The 20978-nt window shown below is 73.8% G+C and carries 24 protein-coding genes, 1 tRNA gene and 1 pseudogene; 14 read left to right on the forward strand and 12 right to left on the reverse strand.

Annotated features, from left to right (window positions below; all coding sequences use genetic code 11):
• Nucleotides 1-196: 196 nt before the first annotated feature.
• Nucleotides 197-1105, reverse strand: a complete 909-nt coding sequence (locus tag AB0D45_RS28100; protein WP_362464048.1) for an SDR family oxidoreductase — start codon at nucleotides 1103-1105, stop codon at nucleotides 197-199.
• Between the two features lie 7 nt (nucleotides 1106-1112).
• Nucleotides 1113-1892, reverse strand: a complete 780-nt coding sequence (locus AB0D45_RS28105) for an SDR family oxidoreductase (RefSeq protein WP_361602277.1) — start codon at nucleotides 1890-1892, stop codon at nucleotides 1113-1115.
• A gap of 67 nt (nucleotides 1893-1959) precedes the next feature.
• On the opposite strand from AB0D45_RS28105, the gene AB0D45_RS28110 reads away from it, so the two are divergent.
• The 5 genes from AB0D45_RS28110 to AB0D45_RS28130 are packed head-to-tail and all read left to right on the forward strand — an operon-like array spanning nucleotide 1960 to nucleotide 6355.
• The gene (locus AB0D45_RS28110; protein WP_362464051.1) at nucleotides 1960-2727 is read left to right on the forward strand and encodes an enoyl-CoA hydratase family protein; all 768 of its coding nucleotides are present in this window, start codon (nucleotides 1960-1962) and stop codon (nucleotides 2725-2727) included.
• A complete protein-coding gene (locus tag AB0D45_RS28115; protein WP_362464054.1) occupies nucleotides 2724-3575 on the forward strand; it encodes a CoA-transferase in 852 nt (283 codons plus the stop codon). Before AB0D45_RS28110 ends, AB0D45_RS28115 begins: the two co-directional genes overlap by 4 nt.
• Complete coding sequence (locus AB0D45_RS28120; protein WP_362464056.1) at nucleotides 3572-4306, forward strand: CoA-transferase; 735 nt, start codon at nucleotides 3572-3574, stop codon at nucleotides 4304-4306. The genes AB0D45_RS28115 and AB0D45_RS28120 overlap by 4 nt, the downstream gene beginning before the upstream one ends.
• Nucleotides 4307-4310: 4 nt before the next feature.
• On the forward strand, nucleotides 4311-5390 hold the full coding sequence (locus AB0D45_RS28125) for a nitronate monooxygenase (protein ID WP_362464059.1): 1080 nt from the start codon (nucleotides 4311-4313) through the stop codon (nucleotides 5388-5390).
• Nucleotides 5391-5419: 29 nt separating this feature from the next.
• The gene (locus AB0D45_RS28130) at nucleotides 5420-6355 is read left to right on the forward strand and encodes a tyrosine-protein phosphatase (RefSeq protein WP_362464061.1); all 936 of its coding nucleotides are present in this window, start codon (nucleotides 5420-5422) and stop codon (nucleotides 6353-6355) included.
• 90 nt (nucleotides 6356-6445) lie between these two features.
• Here the strand turns inward: AB0D45_RS28130 and AB0D45_RS28135 are convergent, their stop codons facing one another.
• The 5 genes from AB0D45_RS28135 to AB0D45_RS28155 all read right to left on the reverse strand — a co-directional run bounded on the left by AB0D45_RS28135 (nucleotide 6446) and on the right by AB0D45_RS28155 (nucleotide 11248).
• Nucleotides 6446-8125: a DEAD/DEAH box helicase gene (locus tag AB0D45_RS28135; RefSeq protein WP_362464064.1), complete on the reverse strand. Its 1680-nt coding sequence runs from the start codon at nucleotides 8123-8125 to the stop codon at nucleotides 6446-6448.
• Between the two features lie 101 nt (nucleotides 8126-8226).
• A complete protein-coding gene (locus AB0D45_RS28140) occupies nucleotides 8227-8433 on the reverse strand; it encodes a cold-shock protein (RefSeq protein ID WP_030707191.1) in 207 nt (68 codons plus the stop codon).
• Nucleotides 8434-8636: 203 nt separating this feature from the next.
• Nucleotides 8637-9794, reverse strand: coding sequence for an acetyl-CoA C-acetyltransferase (locus AB0D45_RS28145; protein WP_362464067.1), 1158 nt, complete (start codon nucleotides 9792-9794; stop codon nucleotides 8637-8639).
• Between the two features lie 17 nt (nucleotides 9795-9811).
• Nucleotides 9812-10450 (reverse strand): TetR/AcrR family transcriptional regulator, encoded by a 639-nt coding sequence (locus AB0D45_RS28150; RefSeq protein ID WP_362464069.1) that lies wholly within the window; start codon nucleotides 10448-10450, stop codon nucleotides 9812-9814.
• Nucleotides 10451-10465: 15 nt separating this feature from the next.
• The gene (locus tag AB0D45_RS28155; RefSeq protein WP_362464072.1) at nucleotides 10466-11248 is read right to left on the reverse strand and encodes an SDR family oxidoreductase; all 783 of its coding nucleotides are present in this window, start codon (nucleotides 11246-11248) and stop codon (nucleotides 10466-10468) included.
• Between the two features lie 119 nt (nucleotides 11249-11367).
• On the opposite strand from AB0D45_RS28155, the gene AB0D45_RS28160 reads away from it, so the two are divergent.
• Complete coding sequence (locus AB0D45_RS28160; protein ID WP_362464075.1) at nucleotides 11368-12513, forward strand: acyl-CoA dehydrogenase family protein; 1146 nt, start codon at nucleotides 11368-11370, stop codon at nucleotides 12511-12513.
• Entirely contained in the window at nucleotides 12513-13499 is a 987-nt protein-coding gene (locus AB0D45_RS28165) for an acyl-CoA dehydrogenase family protein (protein WP_362464077.1), read from the forward strand. The genes AB0D45_RS28160 and AB0D45_RS28165 overlap by 1 nt, the downstream gene beginning before the upstream one ends.
• On the opposite strand, the gene AB0D45_RS28170 is transcribed toward AB0D45_RS28165, so the two are convergent.
• The 3 genes from AB0D45_RS28170 to AB0D45_RS28180 all read right to left on the reverse strand — a co-directional run bounded on the left by AB0D45_RS28170 (nucleotide 13481) and on the right by AB0D45_RS28180 (nucleotide 15225).
• Nucleotides 13481-14206, reverse strand: coding sequence for a class I SAM-dependent methyltransferase (locus tag AB0D45_RS28170; RefSeq protein WP_362464079.1), 726 nt, complete (start codon nucleotides 14204-14206; stop codon nucleotides 13481-13483). The genes AB0D45_RS28165 and AB0D45_RS28170 overlap by 19 nt on opposite strands.
• Before the next feature lie 82 nt (nucleotides 14207-14288).
• Nucleotides 14289-14630: a hypothetical protein gene (locus AB0D45_RS28175; RefSeq protein ID WP_361602238.1), complete on the reverse strand. Its 342-nt coding sequence runs from the start codon at nucleotides 14628-14630 to the stop codon at nucleotides 14289-14291.
• A gap of 43 nt (nucleotides 14631-14673) precedes the next feature.
• Nucleotides 14674-15225, reverse strand: coding sequence for a hypothetical protein (locus tag AB0D45_RS28180; protein WP_362464082.1), 552 nt, complete (start codon nucleotides 15223-15225; stop codon nucleotides 14674-14676).
• A gap of 66 nt (nucleotides 15226-15291) precedes the next feature.
• Between AB0D45_RS28180 and AB0D45_RS28185 the strand changes: the two genes are divergently transcribed.
• Nucleotides 15292-15366: transfer RNA gene (locus tag AB0D45_RS28185), tRNA-Ser, on the forward strand.
• A 22-nt stretch (nucleotides 15367-15388) separates the two neighbouring features.
• Here AB0D45_RS28185 and AB0D45_RS28190 read toward each other — a convergent pair.
• Together AB0D45_RS28190 and AB0D45_RS28195 are read right to left on the reverse strand one after the other, a co-directional pair.
• Nucleotides 15389-16270, reverse strand: a complete 882-nt coding sequence (locus tag AB0D45_RS28190; protein WP_362464085.1) for an alpha/beta hydrolase — start codon at nucleotides 16268-16270, stop codon at nucleotides 15389-15391.
• Complete coding sequence (locus AB0D45_RS28195; protein ID WP_361602229.1) at nucleotides 16267-16995, reverse strand: glucose 1-dehydrogenase; 729 nt, start codon at nucleotides 16993-16995, stop codon at nucleotides 16267-16269. Before AB0D45_RS28195 ends, AB0D45_RS28190 begins: the two co-directional genes overlap by 4 nt.
• A 118-nt stretch (nucleotides 16996-17113) precedes the next feature.
• On the opposite strand from AB0D45_RS28195, the gene AB0D45_RS28200 reads away from it, so the two are divergent.
• The 6 genes and pseudogenes from AB0D45_RS28200 to AB0D45_RS28225 all read left to right on the forward strand — a co-directional run bounded on the left by AB0D45_RS28200 (nucleotide 17114) and on the right by AB0D45_RS28225 (nucleotide 20885).
• Entirely contained in the window at nucleotides 17114-17740 is a 627-nt protein-coding gene (locus tag AB0D45_RS28200) for a PadR family transcriptional regulator (RefSeq protein ID WP_362464107.1), read from the forward strand.
• Nucleotides 17737-18468: a VWA domain-containing protein gene (locus AB0D45_RS28205; protein ID WP_362464088.1), complete on the forward strand. Its 732-nt coding sequence runs from the start codon at nucleotides 17737-17739 to the stop codon at nucleotides 18466-18468. Before AB0D45_RS28200 ends, AB0D45_RS28205 begins: the two co-directional genes overlap by 4 nt.
• 36 nt (nucleotides 18469-18504) lie before the next feature.
• Nucleotides 18505-19017: a pyridoxamine 5'-phosphate oxidase family protein gene (locus tag AB0D45_RS28210; RefSeq protein WP_361602223.1), complete on the forward strand. Its 513-nt coding sequence runs from the start codon at nucleotides 18505-18507 to the stop codon at nucleotides 19015-19017.
• 271 nt (nucleotides 19018-19288) lie between these two features.
• The gene (locus AB0D45_RS28215; RefSeq protein ID WP_362464091.1) at nucleotides 19289-19864 is read left to right on the forward strand and encodes a hypothetical protein; all 576 of its coding nucleotides are present in this window, start codon (nucleotides 19289-19291) and stop codon (nucleotides 19862-19864) included.
• A 138-nt stretch (nucleotides 19865-20002) separates the two neighbouring features.
• A pseudogene (locus AB0D45_RS28220) lies at nucleotides 20003-20333 on the forward strand (hypothetical protein); the annotation flags it as partial.
• A gap of 120 nt (nucleotides 20334-20453) precedes the next feature.
• Nucleotides 20454-20885: a hypothetical protein gene (locus tag AB0D45_RS28225; RefSeq protein ID WP_362464094.1), complete on the forward strand. Its 432-nt coding sequence runs from the start codon at nucleotides 20454-20456 to the stop codon at nucleotides 20883-20885.
• Nucleotides 20886-20978: the final 93 nt, after the last annotated feature.

The following is a 20978-nucleotide window of genomic DNA, read 5'->3' on the forward strand; positions in this document are numbered from 1 at the left end:
CGGGGGGCGGCGCGGGGCCCGGGGGCCCCCCCCCCCCCCCCGCCGCGGGGCTTTGGGGGGGGGGGGCGGGGGGGCCCCCCCCCCCCCGGGGGCCGGGGCGGAGCCCCGGGGAACGGGCGAAGGGCGGGGCGGGGAGCAGCCCGCGCAGCGGCACCGCGCGCCCGCCCGGGGTACGGCGTAGCGCCCGGTGCGCCGGCTACCGCGCCCCGTACACCCCCAACGGCGGCTGCGCCTCCGCGACCAGTTTCGCCGCGGCCTCGCCCACCTCCGACGGGGTCCAGCGGGCGCCGCGGTCCGCGGTGGGGCCCGGGCGCCAGCCCTCCATCACCGTGATGCGGCCGCCCTCCGCCTCGAAGACCCGCCCCGTCACCCCGGCAGAGGCCCCGCAGCCCAGCCACACCACCAGCGGCGACACGTTCTCCGGGGCCATCGCGTCGAAGGCGCCCTCGGCGGGGGCCGCCATCGACGCGGCGAAGGTCTCCTCGGTCATCCGGGTCCGCGCCGCCGGGGCGACGGCGTTGACCTGGACCCCGTACCGGCCCATCTCGGCCGCCGCCACCAGGGTCAGGCCGAGGATGCCCGCCTTGGCCGCGCTGTAGTTGCCCTGCCCGACGGAGCCCAGCAGCCCCGCCCCCGAGGAGGTGTTGACCACCCGCGCGGCCCGCTGCCGTCCGGCCTTCGCCTCGGCCCGCCACCACGCGGCCGCCGACCGCAGCGGCAGGAAGTGCCCCTTGAGGTGGACCCGTACCACCGCGTCCCAGTCGTCTTCCTCCAGGTTGACCAGCATCCGGTCGCGCAGGAACCCGGCGTTGTTGACCAGGGTGTCCAGCCCGCCGAACGCGGAGACCGCGCAGTCCACCAGGGAGGCCGCGCCCTCTCCCGTCGCGACGTCCCCTCCGTGCGCCACCGCCTCCCCGCCCAGCGCCCGGATCTCCTCCACGACCCGTGCGGCCGGGCTGCCGGGCCCGGGCTGCCCGTCGAGGCCCACCCCGAGGTCGTTGACGACCACCCGCGCGCCCTCCGCCGCGAAGGCCAGGGCGTGGGCGCGGCCCAGTCCCCGTCCGGCGCCCGTCACGATCACCACGCGTCCGTCCGCAATGCCCATCTCCGCCTCAGCTCTCCTCGTCGGCCGTTGCCTTGTTGACCGTTGCCGCGTCCAGGAACGCGGGCCGCTCCCCGCCCCCGTGCACCAGCAGGCTCGCCCCGCTCACGTACGCCGCCCGGGCGGAGGCCAGGAAGACCGCCGCCTCCCCCACGTCCGCGGGCTCGGCCAGCCGGCCCAGCGGCACGGTGGCGCCGACGGCCGCGATGCCCGCCTCGTCGCCGTAGTGCAGGTGGGCCAGCTCGGTCCGCACCATGCCGAGGACCAGCGAGTTGACCCGTACGTCGGGCGCCCACTCCACGGCCATGGAGCGGGCCAGGTTCTCCAGGCCCGCCTTGGCCGCCCCGTAGGCCGCCGTCCCCGGCGACGGCCGGGTGCCGCTGACGCTGCCGACCATCACGACCGAGCCCCGGCTCTGCCGCAGCCACGGGTACGCCGCGAGCGAGGCCGTCATCGGGGCCACCAGGTTGAGCTCTACGACCCGCGCGTGCCGCTCGGCCGCCCCCTCCCCCAGCAGCCGGTACGGGGTGCCGCCCGCGTTGTTCACCAGGCAGTCGAGCCGCCCGTACCGGTCCGCGACCGCCGCGAAGAACTCCCCCACGGCGCCCGCGTCGCGCAGGTCCACGGCGGTGAAGGCGGCCTGCCGCCCGCCCGCCGCCACCGGCTCCGGCGGCGGCCTGCGGGCGCAGACGACGACCTGCGCCCCGGCCGTGAGGAACGAGCGCGCGATCCCGGCGCCCACGCCCCGGGTTCCGCCGGTGACGGCGACGACCCTCCCCTTGAGCTCCATCGGCTGCTACCTTCCTCACCTGGCAAGCACCTAACAAATGTTTGGTGGAAAGGTAGCTGATCCGCTCATGGGTGTCTCCACCTCCCGCCCTGCCAAGGGCATCGCACTCGTCACAGCCGACTTCCCGCCCGTCAACGCGCTCCCCGTGCGGGGCTGGTACGACCTCGCCGACGCCCTGCGCGCCGCCGGCCGCGACCCCGAGGTCCGCTGCGTGGTCCTGGCGGCCGAGGGCCGCGGCTTCAACGCGGGGGTCGACATCAAGGAGATGCAGCGCGACACCGGGCACACCACCCTCGTCGGCGCCAACCGCGGCTGCTACGAGGCCTTCGCCGCCGTGTACGAGTGCGAGGTGCCGGTGGTCGCCGCCGTGAACGGCTTCTGCCTGGGCGGCGGCATCGGGCTCGTCGGCAACGCCGACGCGATCGTGGCGGACGACGACGCCGTCTTCGGCCTGCCCGAGCTCGACCGGGGGGCCCTCGGGGCCGCCACCCACCTGGCCCGGCTGGTCCCGCAGCACATGATGCGCGCGCTGTACTACACCTCGCGCACCGCCACCGCCGCCGAACTGCACGCGCACGGCTCCGTCTGGCGGGTGGTCGCACCGGAGCGGCTGCGGGAGGCGGCCCTGGAACTGGCCGCCGAGATCGCGAAGAAGGACGGCTACCTGATCCGCCTGGCCAAGGCCGCCATCAACGGCATCGATCCGGTGGACGTCCGCCGCAGCTACCGCTTCGAACAGGGCTTCACCTTCGAGGCCAACCTCAGCGGTGTCGCCGACCGCGTCCGCGACACCTTCGGGAAGGGCTCGGAAGAGGGACAGGGAGGATCCGCATGACGGACAAGAGCATGACCCCCGAAGACGTGGTGGGGCGGCTGCGCAGCGGGATGACCCTCGGCATCGGCGGCTGGGGTTCGCGGCGCAAGCCCATGGCCCTGGTGCGAGCACTGCTCCGCTCCCGGATCACCGATCTCACCGTCGTCTCCTACGGCGGCCCCGACGTCGGGCTGCTGGCCGCGGCCGGCCGGATCCGCAGGCTGGTGGCCCCCTTCGCCACCCTCGACTCCATCGCGCTGGAACCCCACTTCCGGGCCGCCCGCGAGAGCGGGGCCCTCGCCCTCACCGAGTACGACGAGGCCATGTTCATGTGGGGGCTGCACGCCGCCGCCAACCGGCTCCCCTTCATGCCCGTGCGGGCCGGCCTCGGCTCCGACGTGATGCGGGTCAACCCGGAACTGCGTACCGTCACCTCCCCCTACGCCGACGGCGAGGAGTTCGTCGCCGTCCCCGCCCTGCGCATGGACGCGGCCCTGGTCCACCTCAACCGCGCCGACCGGCTCGGCAACGCCCAGTACCTCGGCCCGGACCCGTACTTCGACGACCTCTTCTGCGAAGCCGCCGACACCGCGTACGTCTCCTGCGAACAGCTCGTGGAGAGCGCCGAGCTGGCCAAGTCCGGGCCCCCGCAGTCCCTCCTCGTCAGCCGGCACTCGGTCACCGGCGTGGTGGAGGCCCCGAACGGTGCGCACTTCACCTCCTGCGTGCCCGACTACGACCGCGACGAGCCCTTCCAGAAGCTCTACGCGTCCACCCCCTGGCCCGAGTTCGCCGCCCGCTTCCTGGCCGGCGACAGCGAGCACGCCTACCAGAGCGCCGTCCGGACCTGGCACGAGGAGCAGCAGTGACCGCCGCCACCGCCACCCGAGCCGAATACTGTGTGATCGCCTGCGCCGAGGCCTGGCGCGGCGACGGCGAGGTGCTCGCCAGCCCGATGGGGCTGATCCCCTCCTTCGGGGCCCGGCTGGCCAAGCGGACCTTCTCCCCCGACCTGCTGCTCACCGACGGCGAGGCCATGCTGGTCGGCCTGGACGGCACCGTCGAGGGCTGGCTGCCGTACCGCCGCCACCTCACGATGGTCACCGGCGGGCGGCGGCACGTGATGATGGGCGCCGCCCAGATCGACCGGTACGGCAACCAGAACATCTCCTGCATCGGCGACTGGGAGCGGCCCGCCCGCCAGCTCCTCGGGGTCCGCGGCGCGCCCGTGAACACCCTGAACAACCCGGTGAGCTACTGGATCCCGCGGCACTCCCCCCGGGTGTTCGTCGAGCGGGTCGACATGGTCAGCGGCGTGGGCCACGACCGTGCCGAGGCGGCGGGGGTGACCCGCTTCCACCGGCTGCCCCGGGTGGTCAGCGACCTCGGGGTGTTCGACTTCGCCGGCCCGGACCGCTCGATGCGGCCGGCCTCCCTGCACCCGGGCGTCACCCCCGCACAGGTCCGGGCGGCGACCGGGTTCGAGCTGGCGGTCCCGGACGGGGTCCCGTACACGCGGGAGCCGACGGCCGAGGAGCTGCGGCTGATCCGCGAGGTGATCGACCCCGAGGGCCTGCGCGACCGGGAAGTGCGGGTCTGACCCCGTGGAGGCGGCGATGGAGACGGCGTTGACCACGCTGGTCGGGGTCCGCCACCCGATCGTGCAGACGGGCATGGGCTGGGTCGCCGGCCCGCGCCTGGTGACGGCGGCGGCCGAGGCGGGCGCGCTGGGGATCCTGGCGTCGGCGACGATGACCACGGAGCAGCTGCGCGCGGCCGTCCGGGAGGTCCGCTCCCGGACGGACGCGCCGTTCGGGGTCAACCTCCGGGCGGACGCCGGGGACGCGGCCGAGCGGGTGCGGCTGATCATCGACGAGGGCGTCCGGGTGGCCTCCTTCGCGCTCGCCCCGACCCGGGAGCTGATCGCCCGGCTCAAGGACGCCGGGGTGGTGGTGATCCCCTCGGTCGGGGCGCGCCGGCACGCCGAGAAGGTCGCGGCCTGGGGCGCGGACGCGGTGATCGTGCAGGGCGGGGAGGGCGGCGGGCACACCGGGGACGTGGCCACCACGGTGCTGCTGCCCCAGGTGGTCGACGCGGTGGACATCCCGGTGGTCGCGGCGGGCGGCTTCAGCGACGGACGGGGCCTGGTCGCGGCCCTGGCGTACGGGGCGGCGGGCATCGCGATGGGCACCCGCTTCCTGCTGACCTCCGACTCCACCGTCCCCGACGCCGTCAAGGCCGAGTACCTGAAGGCCGGCGTCCAGGACGTCACCGTCACCACGGCCGTCGACGGGCTGCCGCACCGCATGCTGCGCACCGAGCTGGTCGCGTCCCTGGAGCGGGCGGGCCGGGCCCGGGCGCTGGCCAGGGCGGTCCGGCACGCCGCCGGGTTCCGGAAGTTGTCGGGCCTGACGTGGGCGCAGATGGTGCGCGACGGCCTGGCGATGAGGCACGGCAAGGACCTGTCGTGGAGCCAGGTCCTGCTGGCGGCGAACACGCCGATGCTCCTGAAGGCGTCCATGGTCGAGGGCCGTACGGACCTCGGTGTCATGGCATCGGGCCAGGTCGCGGGGGTGATCGAGGATCTGCCGTCCTGTGCGGAACTCGTCTCCCGGGTCATGGCCGAAGCACGACAGGCAACGGAAGCACTGCACTCGCTCCGCACCCTGCCACCACCAGGGTGATCCCCCTTCTCCGTTCCGGGAGTCGCATGATGAGCCGTGCCCGAATCCGCCTGGCGACGGCGGCGGTCGCCGCCGCCCTCGCCATCGGGACCCTGCCCGCCTCCGCCCACGCGGCGCCGGCGGGCGGCGCCTTCGTCAGACAGCCGCAGTACCACCGCCAGTCCACGGCGGAAACGATCCGTCAGATCCCCCTCCAGGGCGCCGTCAACCTCCGGGACATCGGCGGCTACCGCACCTACACCGGCGGTCAGGTCCGCCAGGGCCTGGTGTACCGCTCCGACGCGCTGAGCAAGCTGACTGCGGCGGACATCACCACCGTCGCGGGTCTCGGCCTCACGAAGGTCGTCGACTTCCGCATCCCCATGGAGCTCCAGTACGACGGCGCCGACAGGCTGCCGTCCGGGCTCTCCCCCACGTCCCGCCCGATCAGCGACCTGGGCCTGTACGGCACCCTGGTCGGCGCGATAGCCACCGGCGATCCCGTGAAGCAGGAGCAGATGCTCGGCGGCGGCCGCGCCGAGGCCTACATGCGGGACATCTACCGCACGTTCGTGACGGGCCCCGAGAACCGGGCGCAGCTCGCGGCGACCCTGCGGGAGATCTCGGACGGCGGCCAGGGCCCGCTGCTGTACCACTGCACCTCCGGCAAGGACCGGACGGGCTGGCTGAGTTACGTCCTGCTGCGCTCGCTCGCCGTGCCGCAGGAGACGGCCGAGCGCGACTACCTGGCGTCGAACACCTTCCGGGCGGCGTACGACGCCCAGGTGCGCGCGGGTCTCAAGCAGTCGGGGCGGATGCAGAACCCGGACCTGCTCATCCCGCTCCAGGAGGTCCGCCAGGACTACCTGGACGCGGCGACGGCGCAGCTGGAGGCCGATTACGGCAGCTTCTACGGCTACCTCACGCAGGGCCTGGGCCTGGACCTGCGGACGCTGGTGAAGCTCCAGGACAAGCTGGTCCGCTAGGCGCACCCGCCCGGCCCCGCCCCGGAACGGCAGGACGCCGGGCGGCGCACGATGCGCGCCGCCCGGCGTCCCGGTGTGCTGTGTCCCGGGTCAGACCGCCCGGCGGCGTCCCTGGCCCGCCGCGCCGACGCGGCTGCGCGCGGAGGCCGCGGCCGCGCCGCCCCCGGAGCCCGAGCCCGCGGAGCGCCGGCCCTGGGCGGGGGTGGAACCGGTGCCCTGGCCGCCGCCCTGGCCGCGCCGGGACTGGCCCGAGGCGGAGGCGGGGGCCTGCCCGGAGGCGGAGCCGGCCGAGCGGCGGCCGCGGCCGCCGGAGGCGGGCGCCGAACCGGTGGCGGAGCCGCCGCGCGGGCCGCCCGAGCGGCGGCGCGAGGAGCCCGAGCCGGAGCCCGAGCCACTGCGCGCCTTGGGCTGCGCGGGCTGCGGCACCTCCAGCACGACGGGGATGCCGGAGGGCTCCCGGGCGCCGGTCAGGCGGGCCAGCTCCGCGTCGGAGGACTTGATCTGCGCGGTGCGCGGGGTGATCCCGGCGTCCGACATCAGGCGGGACATCTCCCGCTTCTGGTCGGGCAGGACCAGGGTCACGACGCTGCCGGACTCGCCGGCACGGGCGGTACGGCCGCCGCGGTGCAGGTAGTCCTTGTGGTCGGTCGGCGGGTCGATGTTGACGACGAGGTCGAGGTCGTCGATGTGGATGCCGCGCGCGGCCACGTTGGTGGCGATCAGCGCGGTGACCTCGCCGGTCTTGAACCAGTCGAGGGTCCGGTTGCGCTGCGGCTGGGAGCGGCCGCCGTGCAGGCCGGAGGCGCGCACGCCGTCGGCCAGGAGCCGCTTGACCAGGCGGTCGACCCCGCGCTTGGTGTCCACGAACATGATCACCCGGCCCTCGCGGGCCGCTATGCGCGTCGCCACGGCCTTCTTGTCGGTCTCGTCCATGACGTACAGGACGTGGTGCTCCATCGTGCTGACCGCGCCGGCGGACGGGTCGACGGAGAAGGCGACCGGGTCGGTGAGGAACATCTTGACGAGCTTGTCGATGTTCTTGTCGAGGGTCGCCGAGAACAGCATGGTCTGGCCGTCGGGGCGGACCTGCTTGAGCAGGGCGGTGACCTGCGGCATGAAGCCCATGTCGGTCATCTGGTCGGCCTCGTCGAGGACGGTGACCGCGACCTGCGAGAGGTCGGCGTCACCGCGGTCGATGAGGTCCTTGAGGCGGCCGGGGGTGGCGACGAGCACCTCGGCGCCGCGGCGCAGCGCGCCGGACTGCCGGTTGATCGACATGCCGCCGACGACGGTCGCGATGCGCAGGTTGACGGCCGTGGCGTAGGGGCTCAGGGCGTCGGTGACCTGCTGGGCGAGCTCGCGGGTCGGTACGAGGACCAGCGCGAGCGGCGCCGTGGGCTGTGCGCGGCGGCCGGCGGTGCGGGCCAGCAGGGCCAGGCCGAAGGCGAGCGTCTTGCCGGAGCCGGTACGGCCGCGGCCGAGCAGGTCACGGCCGGCCAGCGAGTTCGGCAGGGTGGCGGCCTGGATGGGGAACGGCTCGGTCACGCCCTGGGCGGCGAGGGTCTTCAGCAGCGCCTCGGGCATGTCCATGTCCTCGAACGCGTCCACCGGCGGGAGGGCCGGGGTCTGCGGTTCGGGCATGGTGAATTCCTGGGGCCGGGCCACGGGGGCGGACTTCTGCCGTCCCGCGCCAGCCTTCGGACGTCCCTGGGCCGCACCTCGGCCCCGGGTGGGGCGGCGGCTGGGTCGTGCGGAGCTGGAGCTGGTCATGCGAGAAAGCCCTCCTGAAACCGGCAGGTAAAACAAAGGTCGAGACAGCAGACAAGCCGGGGCCCGCACCTCACGGTGCGGACCCCGGCAAGCTGACGTACTTAGTTGGCGGGGAGGATGTTCTCCGCCTGGGGGCCCTTCTGGCCCTGCGTCACGTCGAAGGACACGCGCTGGCCCTCCTGGAGCTCACGGAAGCCCTGGGTGGCGATGTTCGAGTAGTGGGCGAAGACGTCCGGGCCGCCGCCGTCCTGCTCGATGAAGCCGAAGCCCTTTTCCGAGTTGAACCACTTCACGGTGCCAAGTGCCATTTGAAATCTCCTGAATAGGCGGCAAGGGCCCCATCCGGGAGAATCCGGGAAAAACAATAAAAGCGCCTGCGGAGCATTCCCGTCAGGCGCACATAAAGTTCATGGGTACCACAACTGCAACGCCCCCTAAGCTAGCACACCCTGCCGGGCGGCGCTGCGACCCACGGCACACGGGCCCCTCGCACCGCCCGGTCCGGGCCCGGCTACAGCCGCTCGATGATCGTCACGTTCGCCTGTCCGCCGCCCTCGCACATCGTCTGCAGGCCGTAGCGGCCGCCCGTGCGTTCCAGCTCGTGCAGCAGCGTGGTCATCAGCTTCACGCCCGTGGCGCCCAGCGGGTGGCCGAGGGCGATGGCGCCGCCGTTGACGTTGACCCGGGCGGGGTCGGCGCCCGTCTCCTTCAGCCAGGCCAGGACCACCGGGGCGAAGGCCTCGTTGATCTCGACCAGGTCGATGGCGTCCAGGGTGAGGCCGGTCTTCTTCAGGGCGTGGGCGGTCGCCGGGATCGGGGCCGACAGCATGCGGACGGGGTCCTCGCCGCGGACCGACAGGTGGTGGATGCGGGCCCGGGGCGTGAGGCCGTGCTCGGCGACCGCCCGCTCGGAGGCGATCAGCATGGCCGCCGCGCCGTCCGAGACCTGGGAGGAGACGGCCGCCGTGATGGTGCCGCCCTCGACCACCGGCTTGAGAGCCGCCATCTTCTCCAGGGTGGTGTCCCGGCGCGGGCCCTCGTCCACCCGGACCTCCCCGTAGGCGACGGTCTCCCGCTCGAAGCGGCCCTCGTCGACGGCCCGGACCGCCCGCTGGTGGGAGCGCAGCGCGTACTCCTCCATGTCCCGCCGCGAGATGCCCCACTTCTGCGCGATGAGCTGCGCCCCGTGGAACTGGTTGACCGGCGCGTCGCCGTACCGCGCCCGCCAGCCCCGCGAGCCCGCGTAGGGCCCCTCGGTGAGGCCCAGCGGCTCGGCGGCCTGCCGGGAGGCGAAGGCGATGGGGATCATCGACATGTTCTGGGTGCCGCCCGCGACCACCAGGTCCTGGGTGCCGGAGAGCACGCCCTGCGCCGCGAAGTGCACGGCCTGCTGCGAGGAGCCGCACTGCCGGTCCACGGTCACGCCCGGGACCTCCTCGGGCAGTCCCGCGGCCAGCCACGCGGTGCGCGCGATGTCGCCGGCCTGCGGGCCGACGGTGTCCAGGCAGCCGAACACCACGTCCTCCACCGCGGCCGGGTCCACCCCGGACCGCTCGACCAGCGCCTTCAGGACGTGCGCGCCCAGGTCGGCGGGGTGCACGGCGGACAGGCCGCCGCCGCGCCGGCCCACGGGGGTGCGTACGGCGTCGACTATGTAGGCCTCGGGCATGACGGGCTCCTCAACGGTCAGGGGCGTACGGCGATCCCGTCCAGGACCATCGACAGGTACTGGCGGGCGATCTCCTCGGGGCTGTGCTGGCCGCCCGGCCGGTACCAGGACGCCGCGACCCACACCGTGTCGCGCACGAAGCGGTAGGTGAGGCGGATGTCGAGGTCGGCGCGGAAGACGCGGGCGGCGACCCCCCGCTCCAGCGTTCCCAGCCACGCCTTCTCGAACTTGACCTGCGAGTCGGAGAGGTAGTGGAAGCGGGGCTGCGCGGAGAGGGTGCGCGCTTCCTTCTGGTAGATGGCGACGGCGGCGCGGTGCCTGTCGATCTCCCGGAAGGACTCGGTGACGAGGGCCTCGATGGTCTCCCTGGGGCCGAGGCCGGCGGCGAGGACGGTGTCGTACCCCGCCCACAGCTCGTTCAGGAAGGCCGAGAGGATCTCGTCGAGCATCGATTCCTTGGAATCGAAGTGGTAGTAGAGGCTGCCGGCGAGCATCCCGGCGGCGTCGGCGATCTTGCGGACGGTGGTGGCGTTGTAGCCCTGGGCGGCGAAGACCTCGGCGGCGGTGCCGAGGAGCTCCTGGCGGCGCTCGGGTGAGGCGGTCACCTGCGTCTTCTTCTTGGCGGCCGGCTGGGCGTCCGGCTGGTTCGTTGGCACGGGCCCATTCTCGGCCTACGCGTGCTGGCTGCTGACCGAGACGGTCTCGCCCGTCATGTACGACGAGTAGCCGCAGGCCAGGAAGACGATGACGTTGGCGATCTCCCAGGGCTCGGCGGGGCGGCCGAAGGCCTCGCGGGCGGTCAGCTCGCGCAGCAGCTCCTCGCTGGTGACCTTCACCAGGTGCGGGTGCATGGCCAGGCTCGGGGCGACCGCGTTGATCCGTACGCCGAAGGCGGCGGCCTCCAGGGCCGCGCACCGGGTCAGGGCCATGACCCCGGCCTTGGCGGCGGCGTAGTGGGCCTGGCCGGTCTGGGCGCGCCAGCCGATGACGGAGGCGTTGTTGACGACGACGCCGCCGCGCCCGGACGCCTTCAGGGAGCGCAGGGCGGCGCGGGTGCAGCGGAAGGTGCCGTTCAGGGTGACGTCGAGGACCCGGTCCCACTGGTCGTCGGTCATGTCGACGAGGTCGGCGGTGCCGCCGAGTCCGGCGTTGTTGACGACGACGTCGAGGCCGCCGTGGAGCTGCTCGGCGTGTGCGAAGAGGGCTTCGACCTGCTGTCCGTCGGTGACGTCGCAGGGCAGGGAGGCGACGCGGCCGGCGCCGAACTCGGCGGCGAGGGCGTCCTCGGTCTCCTTCAGGCGGCGGGCGTGGGCGTCGCTGACCAGGACGGTGGCGCCCTCTTCGAGGAAGCGGCGGGCGGTGGCGCCGCCGATGCCGGCTCCGGCGGCGGCGGTGATGACGGCGGTGCGGCCTTCGAGCAGCCCGTGGGCGGGCACGTACGCGGGTGCGGTCAACTCCGTACCTCCTCGGAAGGCCGAGGGCGCGGGCCTCGACGCTGCTGATGGCCGTACGTTAACCTACCAAACACTTGTTAGGGAAGGATCGCCCTGTGCCCCGAGGAGGCGGAGGAATCGTGAACCTCGACCACGACCCCGAGGTGGAGGCCTTCCGCGCCGAGGCGCGGGACTGGCTGCGCGCCCGCGTCCCCGCCCGGCCCCTGCCCTCGCTGGAGACCGGGGAGGGTTTCGCGGCGCACCGGGAGTGGGAGGCGCAGCTGCACGCCGACCGCTGGTCGGTGGTGTCCTGGCCCGAGGAGTACGGGGGCCGGGGCGCGGACATCGAGCGGTGGCTGGTCTTCGAGGAGGAGTACTGGGCGGCGGGCGCACCCGGCCGGGTCTCGCAGAACGGCATCAGCCTGCTGGCGCCGACCCTCTTCGACCACGCCACGGCCGAGCAGCGGGCCCGGGTGCTGCCCCCCATGGCGAGCGGGGAGGTCGTCTGGGCGCAGGCCTGGTCGGAGCCGGAGGCGGGCTCCGACCTGGCCTCCCTGACCTCGCGGGCGGTGCGGACCGACGGCGGCTGGCTGCTGTCCGGGCAGAAGACCTGGTCCTCGCGGGCCGCCTTCGCCGACCGCGCCTTCGGCCTCTTCCGTACCGACCCGGCCGCGCCCAGGCCGCACCAGGGGCTCACGTACCTGATGTTCGGCCTGCGGGAGCCGGGGGTGACGGTGCGGCCCATCGGCCGCCTCGACGGCAAGCCGGCCTTCGCGGAACTCTTCCTCGACGAGGTCTTCGTCCCCGACGAGGACGTGATCGGCGAGCCGGGGCAGGGCTGGCGCATCGCCATGTCCACCACCGGCAACGAGCGGGGGCTGACCCTGCGCTCCCCCGGCCGGTTCCTGGCGGCCGCCGGCCGGCTCACCGCGCTGTGGCGCGCGCAGGGCGACCCCGCCGACACCGCGCTGCGCGACCGGGTCGCGGACGCCCTGGTCGGGGCCCGCGCCTACGAGCTGTTCACCTGGACCGGCGCGTCCCGCTTCGCGGCGGGCGCGCGGATCGGCGCGGAGTCCAGCCTGAACAAGGTGTTCTGGTCGCAGTACGACATCGCCCTGCACGAGACGGCCCTGGACCTGCTGGGCCCGGACGCGGAACTCGCGGAGGGGCCCTGGGCCGAGCCCTGGCTCTTCTCCCTGGCCGGGCCGATCTACGCGGGCACGAACGAGATCCAGCGCGACATCATCGCCGAGCGGCTGCTCGGTCTCCCGAAGGGCCGCCGCTGATGCGCTTCCTGCCGACTGCGGAACAGTCGGACTACGCCCGTACGCTGCGCTCCCTGCTCGGCGCGGCCGACGTCCCCAAGACGGTACGGGCCTGGGCGACCGGGGACCACGGCCCCGGGCGGGACCTGTGGTCCGCTCTCGCCGCCACGGGCCTGTTCGCCCTGGCCGCACCGGAGGCGTACGACGGCGTGGGCCCGCTGCCGGTGGAGCTGGCCCTGGGCTTCGTGGAACTGGGGCGGGCGGGCGTGCCGGGGCCGGTGGTGGAGACGGCGGCCGCCTGCGTGCTCTTCGCCGAGCTGGGTGACGAGGGGCCGGCCGAGCGGTTCCTGCCGTCCCTGGCCGCGGGCGGGGCCCTGGCGACGCTGACGCTGCCGGGCGGGTCCCCGTACGCCCTGGACGCGGACGCGGTCACACACCGCTTCACGGTGACGGCGGCGGGCGAGCTGCGGCTGGCCGGCGGGCACGGGGAGCTGCTGGCGTCCACGGACCCGGCGCGACGGCTGTTCCGGCCGGCCGGGGACGGGGAGCTGCTGGCGGCCGGCCCGGCCGTGACGATGGCTGCCCGGGCGGCCCTGCGCTGGGCCCGGCTGCTGACGGCGGCCCAGTGCCTGGGCGTCGGCGAGGCCCTGCTGGCGCAGACGGTGCGGTACGCGGGGCAGCGCACCCAGTTCGGGACGCCGATCGGCGGCTTCCAGGCGGTCAAGCACCGGCTGGCCGACACCCTGCTGGCCCTGGAGTTCGCCCGGCCGCTGCTGTGGGGGGCGGCGCTGTCCCTGTCGGGGCGGGACGTCGCGGCGGCGAAGCTGACCGCCGGCGAGGCGGCGTACGCGGCCGCGCTCACCGCTCTGCAGCTGCACGGCGCGGTCGGCTACACGCAGGAGCTGGACCTGTCGCTGTGGCTGCGCAAGGCCCGCCCGCTGCGCGACGCGTGGGGCAGCCCGTCGCAGTGCCGGGCGGAGGTGGTGGCTCAGCAGGCGGCCACGTGAAGGGTGACGGCATAGGTCTCCTCGACCACCCCGTCCGGGAAGAGGGCCCGCAGCCGGGCCCGCTCGGCGTCCATGAACTCCCGGGTGCGGGAAGCGCCGAGGACGAGGAAGGCGGAGTGGCTGGCGTGGTTGGCGAGGTGCGCCTCCAGCGGGATCCGGCGCGACCAGGACACCTCGCGGGTGACGGCCTCCAGCCCCTCCAGGGACTCGCGCGCGGGCACCCCGACGACGCCGAAGTAGTCCCGCAGCCGCCGGTCCTGTTCGGCGATCCACGGCACGGTGGTGTCCAGGTCGTTCCACCACAGCGCGAGGGCCCCGCCGGGGCGCAGCACGCGGCGGGCCTCCGGGACGGAGCGGGCGGGGTCGGTCCAGTGCCAGGCCTGGGCGTAGGTCAGGAAGTCGACGCTCCCGGAGGCCAGGGGCAGCCGGTTCCCGTCGCCGCGCACGACCGGGATCGCGGGGTGCGCCCGCCGGAACTCGGCGGCCATCCCGTCCCCGGGCTCCACGGCGACCACCCGGGCGCCGCGCGCGTCCAGCAGCGCGCTGGCGATCCCGGTCCCGGCTCCGACGTCGGCGACCCGCGCCCCGCGCAGCGGCCGCCCGGCGAGCTCCTCGACGGCGTCGAACAGCGCGCCGGGGTATCCGGGCCGGTGGGCGTGGTAGAGCGCGGCGGCGGCGTCGAAGGACCGGGCACGTGGGGTGGTCATGGCGCCATTCTTCGCGAACTCCGGCTGCCTGACGAGCCCTTGCCCGGCTGGGCGGCTCGGCCCGGGCCGGCCCGGGGCTCGGTCACCGGAACTCCCGCACCACCTCGATGCGTCCGACGATGTGCGCGTTGAACTCGGCGAGTTCCTCGGCCGGGACCCAGAGCTCCAGGATGGTCTCCCCGCCGGCCTGTCGGACGGGATACCGCTCCAGGAAGGCCGAGTCCACCTCGAAGCGGGTCACGAAGCCGGCGCCGGAGTGCTTGACGTTCCAGTCGCGGGCGATGCGGACCGCGTAGTCCTCGTTGAGCACCGGGTAGAAGATCGGCTGCTCGGGCAGGCGCGGCGGCCAGGCCCGCCAGTCGAGGGCGCGCACGAGGTCGAGTTCCACGGGGCCCGTGGGCCGCCAGAGGGTGGTGGTGGACATGCTGGCGACCCTACGGGGACCGCCGCGGCGCGGGCCAGCGGTTTCAGGGGCGGGGGCGGCGCAGGGAGAGGGCGGTGACGCCGGCGGTCTGGAGCAGCAGGAGGGCGGCCGTCGCCGCGGCCTGCCAGAACGGCTCGGGCGGGCGGGGGCCCAGCGACCAGGCCGGGCCGTCCGGATCGACGGTCACCGCCAGCCGGGCGCCGGGCCGCAGGTCCAGCGCCACCGGGCCGGCCAGCTCGCGGCCCGCCTCCGTGCGCAGCCGCAGCGAGGGGGTCTGCGTGGAGCCGTCCTGCACCATGGTCCGCGACGCGACCACCGCCGTCCCCGCCCGGCCCCGCTCGTGAAGGGTGTGCCGGTCCCAGGCGACCCCGCCGACGACCGCGACCCCCACCGCGACGAGCGCGACGGCGGTCCGGGCCACGAACTCCGCGCCGGTGCCGTGCGGTACGGCCGCGCCGACGACGAAGACGGCCAGCAGCACGGGGACCCACGCGCCCTCGGGACCACGGAGCAGCAGGACCGCCCCGAACTCCGCCGCCAGCAGGCACCCGTTGCGCACGAGCGCCCCGGGCACCCGCCGGACCAATTCAGCCATGAACACATCATGCCGGGGAAATGCGGGTGCGCACCCTCCCCCACCGCGCATAGGATCCACCGCAAGGCGGGGTCGTAGCACAGAGGTAGTGCGCCCACACGACATGGGGGAGGACGCCGGTTCGAATCCGGCCGCCCCGCCCCCTCAGGCCGTCGCCGCCCCCTCAGCCCGTCGCCGCCAGCCAGGCCGCCGCTCCTGCCACCGCCGCCTTCGCGGCCGGCAGCGGCAAACCCAGGAAGCCGTGGAAGACGCCCGGGTGCAGCCGGACCTCGCAGTCCACGCCCGCCTCGCCCAGCCGGCGGGCGTACGCCAGCCCCTCGTCCCTCAGCAGGTCGCAGTCCGCCAGGAGCAGCAGGGTTCGCGGCAGGCCGGTGAGGTCGACGGCGTGCAGCGGGGAGACGTGCGGGTGGCCGGGGTCGCCGCCGTACTGGTCCCAGTACCAGGCCATGTGCGCGGCGGTGTGGAAGTACCCGCGCCCGTACGCCGCCACCGACTCGGAGCCCATCGAGGCGTCCAGCGGCGGGTACGCCAGCAGCTGCCCGGCGACCAGTCCCGGTGCCCGCAGCGCGGTGACCGCCGCCAGGTTGCCGCCGCTGGAGTCCCCCGCCACCACCACCCGGTCCGCGTCGCAGCCCAGGGCGCCCGCCTCGGCCCGGGCCCACAGCAGTACGGCCAGCGCGTCGTCGGCCGCGGCCGGCCAGGGGTGTTCGGGCGCGAGACGGTAGTCGGCGGAGACGACCACCGCCCCCGAGGCGGCGGCCAGCGTCCGGCACAGGGCGTCGTGCGTGTCCAGCCCGCACATCACCCACCCCCCGCCGTGGAAGTACACCGCGAGCGGCCGCCCGACCGCCCCGGGCGCGGGGTCGTAGACCCGCACCCGGACCCCCTCCGCGCCGGTGTCGTACACCGAGGCCACCTCCGGCCCCGCCCGGCCCCCCGCGGACGCGGCCGCCCGCAGGGCCGCCGGATCCCCGGGCGGGGGGAAGCCGGCCGTCATGGCGTCGCACAGCCGCCGCGCCTCGGGGGAGAGCCCGTCGCGGGTCATCGGGCCGTCATCCCGCCGTCGACGGCGAACTCCGCGCCGGTGATGTACGAGGAGGCGTCCGAGCAGAGGAAGCGGACGAGCTCCCCGACCTCCCCGGGCCGGCCCATCCGCCCCAGCGGCACGTGCGACCAGTCCCGGCCCGCGACGGCCCCGGCCACCATCGGGGTGTCGATGGCCCCGGGGTGCACCGAGTTGACGCGGATCCCGTCCCCGGCGAGGTCCAGCGCCGCCGACCGGGTCAGTCCGCGCAGCCCGAACTTGGTGGATCCGTACGCCGCGTGGCCGGGGATGCCGACCAGCCCGGCGGTGGAGGAGATGTTGACGACGGAGCCTCCCCCGCCGGCGCGCAGCACCGGCGCCAGCGCCTGGATGCCGAGGAAGGGGCCCAGCAGGTTGACCCGCAGCAGCTCTTCGAAGCCGTGCGCGCTCTGCTCCTCGACGTGCGCGGTGCGCCACAGGGCGGCGTTGTTGACCAGCGCCGACACCGTCCCGAAGGCCGCCACCGCCTCCCGCACCACCCCGGCCCAGCTGCGGGCGTCGGCCACGTCGTGCCGTACGAACAGCCCCCGTCCGCCCAGTTCCGCGGCGACCGCCCGGCCCTCCTCCTCCCGGACGTCCGTCACGACGACCCGCGCCCCGGCCCGCGCGCACAACCGGGCCTCCTCGGCGCCCTGACCGCGCCCGGCACCGGTGATGACGACGACCTTCCCGTCCAGCGAGATCACACTTCCTCCATGCGAACGGCGGGAGTTGGACAGCCGCGGCCCATCGACCTTCCTATTCGAAATACTTCTAGCAGTCACGCCCATCAGGGGGAAGGGCGTCGCCGGAACCGGTCGTAGACTGCGCTGCGTGGCAGACGAGACGGCAGAAGAGACTCCCCGCACGGCGTCCCGGCGGACGCTCCCCGCGACCAGCTGGGCGGTGCTCGGACTGCTCTCCTTCGGCGAGGAGCTCTCCGGCTACGACCTGAAGAAGTGGTCGGACCGTTCGCTGGGCTTCTTCTACTGGAGCCCCTCCTTCAGCCAGATCTACAGCGAGCTCAAGCGCCTGGAGAAGGCCGGCTACGCCTCCTCCCGGATGGTCACCCAGGACACCGGCCCCCGCGACAAGCGGGTGTACCGGATCACCGACGCGGGCATGACCGCCGTACGGCAGTGGGCGCGCGAGGCACCCGTCGACCCGCCGGTGCTCAAGCACGGCCCGATGCTGCGGCTGTGGCTGGGCCACCTGCTGGAGCCGGAGCAGCTGCGCGAAGTGCTGTGCGGGCACCAGGAGTTCGCGGAGGACATGCGCCGCCGCGCCGAGGCGGACGCGGCGACCGCGCAGGAGAACGCCGCCTGGGCGTACCCGACCCTCACCCTCAAGTGGGCCGAGCGGTACTACGCCTCCGAGCGCGACCTGGCGGCGGCCATGCTGGAGGACATCGAGGCCCTGAACGGCCGGCCGCGCACGGACCCCGCCCGATGACGGGCGGCAGCGCCATCAGCCTGCGCAAGGTGGAGGAAGCCGCGCCGGCCCTCGTCAACCTGTACAAGAGCGCCGGGACCTCCCTGCGCAAGCACGGCCTGGAGGGCGGCCGGGCCTCGGTCTACCTGGTCCTGGACTACTCCGGCTCCATGCGCCCCTACTACCGGGACGGCAGCGTGCAGGCCCTCGCGGACCGCGTCCTGGGCCTGTCGGCGCACCTCGACTCCGACGGCCGCGTACCGGTCGTCTTCTTCTCCACGGACGTCGACGCGATCGAGGAGGTCTCCCTGGCCGATCACGAGGGACGGGTGGCCGCCATCGCCGCCGGGCTCGGCCACATGGGAAAGACCGCCTACCACCTGGCCATGGACGCAGTGATCGACCACTACCTGGACTCGGGCTCCGCCGACCCGGCCCTGGTCGTCTTCCAGACGGACGGCGGCCCGGTCGACAAGACCGCGGCGGAGCGCTACCTGTGCAAGGCGGCCCGCCTGCCCCTCTTCTGGCAGTTCGTCGGCTTCGGCAACACCCACAGCAGCCAGTTCGACTTCCTTCGCCGCCTGGACGAGCTCCCGGCACCGCAGATGCGGGCGGTCGACAACGCGGGCTACTTCCACGCCGGCGCCGACCCGCGCGCCGTACCGGACGCCGAACTGTACGACCGCCTCGTCGCCGAGTTCCCGTCCTGGCTGGCGGCGGCGCGCCGGGCGGGCATCGTGCGTGCCTGACCGGCCGTCACCGGCGGCGCGCGCTTTGATGGACGTATGACGACGAACAATTGGGCTGCGTTCGAGAAGGCGGAGCCGGAATTCGCGGCGGCCGTCCGGGCCCGCTTCGCGCAGTACCCGCACCACGTCCTGGCCACCCTGCGCAAGGACGGCTCGCCGCGGGTGGCCGGGCTCAACGTCGACTTCCGCGGCGGGGAGCTGTGGCTCGGCATGATGGCGGGCTCGATGAAGGCCCGCGACCTCCAGCACGACCCCCGCTTCGCCCTGCACACGAACCCCGGCGCGGACGACACCATGCCGGACGGGGACGTCCGGATCTCGGGCCGCGCGGTGGAGATCGTCGACCCGCCCGAACTCCACCGCTACGCGGAGGAGGCTGGCGCCCCGCCGCACCCCTTCCACCTCTTCCACGCCGACCTGACCGAGGTGGTCCACATCGGCGTCGACGCCGACGAACTGGTGGTGACCACCTGGACCCCGACCCACGGCCTCCACACCGTCCGCCGTGGCAACGACGACACCCCACCCCGCGAGGTCCCGGCGGACTGACCCTCGACACACCGAGGAATCCTTCCCGATCACCTCGGCCCCTGAATGACGGAGCGAACGATGACAGACCTCAGCTCGGAATCCCGAACCCCCCGCCACACCGGCGGACGCGGAAGGGTTCACAGCAACGGTCAGGGAGCTCCCGCGGTCCGGGCGAACGACCCGACTCCTACGAGCAGCCGGTCATGGGACGCCGGCCTCATCGCCGTCAACGACACCGAGGTGGCCCTGATCTGGAGCTTCGAGTCCCTCTGAACCGGAGCGAACGACGATGACCGACCTCACCGCGGCTACCTGGTCCGACGCACTCAAGCTGTACCGGTGGCTCTGCACGTGGGTGGGAGTGGCCCCCCGCGAGCACCAGGAATGGTGGCTCGACGTAGGCGCGATCATGCGCCTAGAAACACAGGACCCACGAGGCTGGGAATCCATCGATCCCTACGAGGGCAACGAGGAACGTCTTGAAGGCCCGCTGTTCCCTTGGCTGGAGACCCCCTCCACTGCCGTCGACGCGGAACGATACCGACCACGAGTGAGAGAGCTCCCCCGGGCTTCGGCAAGATCACTGATCGTCCTGCTCGGGGTACTCGGCCTGGACGTCGCCAAGGCTTCGCAGTGGGAGGAACGCAGACCCGAGATGGAACGCCGGGCAGACGTGATCCTCTCGCGCTTCCCGGCCACTACCCGCTTTTACTCCAACATCGGCTGGAAGGGCGACCATCCCGACTTCTACGAACAGGGCGTCTGGGGCGGCCTCGACCCCTTCAGCTGCTACGGCTGGGACGCCGGCCTGATCGCCGTGAACGACGAAGAAGTGGCCGTGTTCTGGAACTTCCAGAACATCTGACCCTATCCAGCCGAACCGGAACCCGCGTGCCCACCAGATCCGCCACCTACCCCGACCGGGAAACCGCCCAGTGGGCCACTCAGCAGGTCACCCACCGCTGGCTCGCCCAAAACACACACCACCGACCGGGCCGGTCGGGCCCTCACCGCCTACCTGCGCCACACCTGGCACACCCGCCCCTGGACCCTCTCGGTCGCCGAACAGCAAGGAGGGCCGGGTCCCGCCGCCGATGGCCTGCCCGAGACGCACTGGGAATGGCACGCCCGCTTCCCCGAACTCGGCCAGTTCCTCGTGGCGCGAGTCATCGGTGAGGCGCGAACTCCTCGCCCTGGGCCTGGAGGAGGTCGATTACGCTGTCGGCATCGCCAAGCTCGGCATGGAGATCGACCCACCGGCCCCCTACGCGCCGAGCAGTTGGCTGTCCGTCGTGGCCGATCGACTGGCCGGGCCCCGCGCCGAATACGGCTGAGGAAGCCGGCGCTCCCGGGGAGCAGGGCGGTGTTGGACAGGCCTCTCCACACGGGCTTGCCCCCGCTGTCAGTGCCGGCCCCTAGCGTGGAGGGAGCCGAACACACCTCCGGGGGGACCCATGAAGCACACGTTCCAGGGACGCCGACGCACCGCCCTTGCGCTCGCGGCCACTACGGCGGTCCTCGTCCTGGCCACCGGCGCCGCCCAGGCGGCCGACCAGACCGAACTCCTGCCCCATCCCGGCCTGGACGGCCTGATCTGGGTGCCCGAAGTGGCCGGCTCCAGCGGCTTCGTCTCGGGCGGGCTGTCCCCGTACCTGGACACGTACACCACCTTCGCCTGTGAGGGCGGCGGCAGCATGGTGGTGTCCTTCACCCTCGACGAACACCCGGACCGCAACCCGGCCCCCTTCACCCTGGACTGCCCCGCGGACGCCCCGGCCCGCCTCACCATCCCCCTGGGCACGGGCCTCCACGGCGGATTCGGCGCGGTGGTCACCACCTCGACCCCCACCCTCCGCTGGGCCGCCACGGTCGTCCAGCCCGAGTAGCCACCCCCGGAACGCCACCGCGCCCGCCATCCCTGGTCGGGGACATGGCGGGCGCGGGTCGGAGTTCCGTACGCCGTTGTACGGACCGTATGA

Source organism: Streptomyces sp. NPDC048352, from assembly GCF_040651895.1.
Taxonomy (GTDB): Bacteria; Actinomycetota; Actinomycetes; order Streptomycetales; family Streptomycetaceae; genus Streptomyces.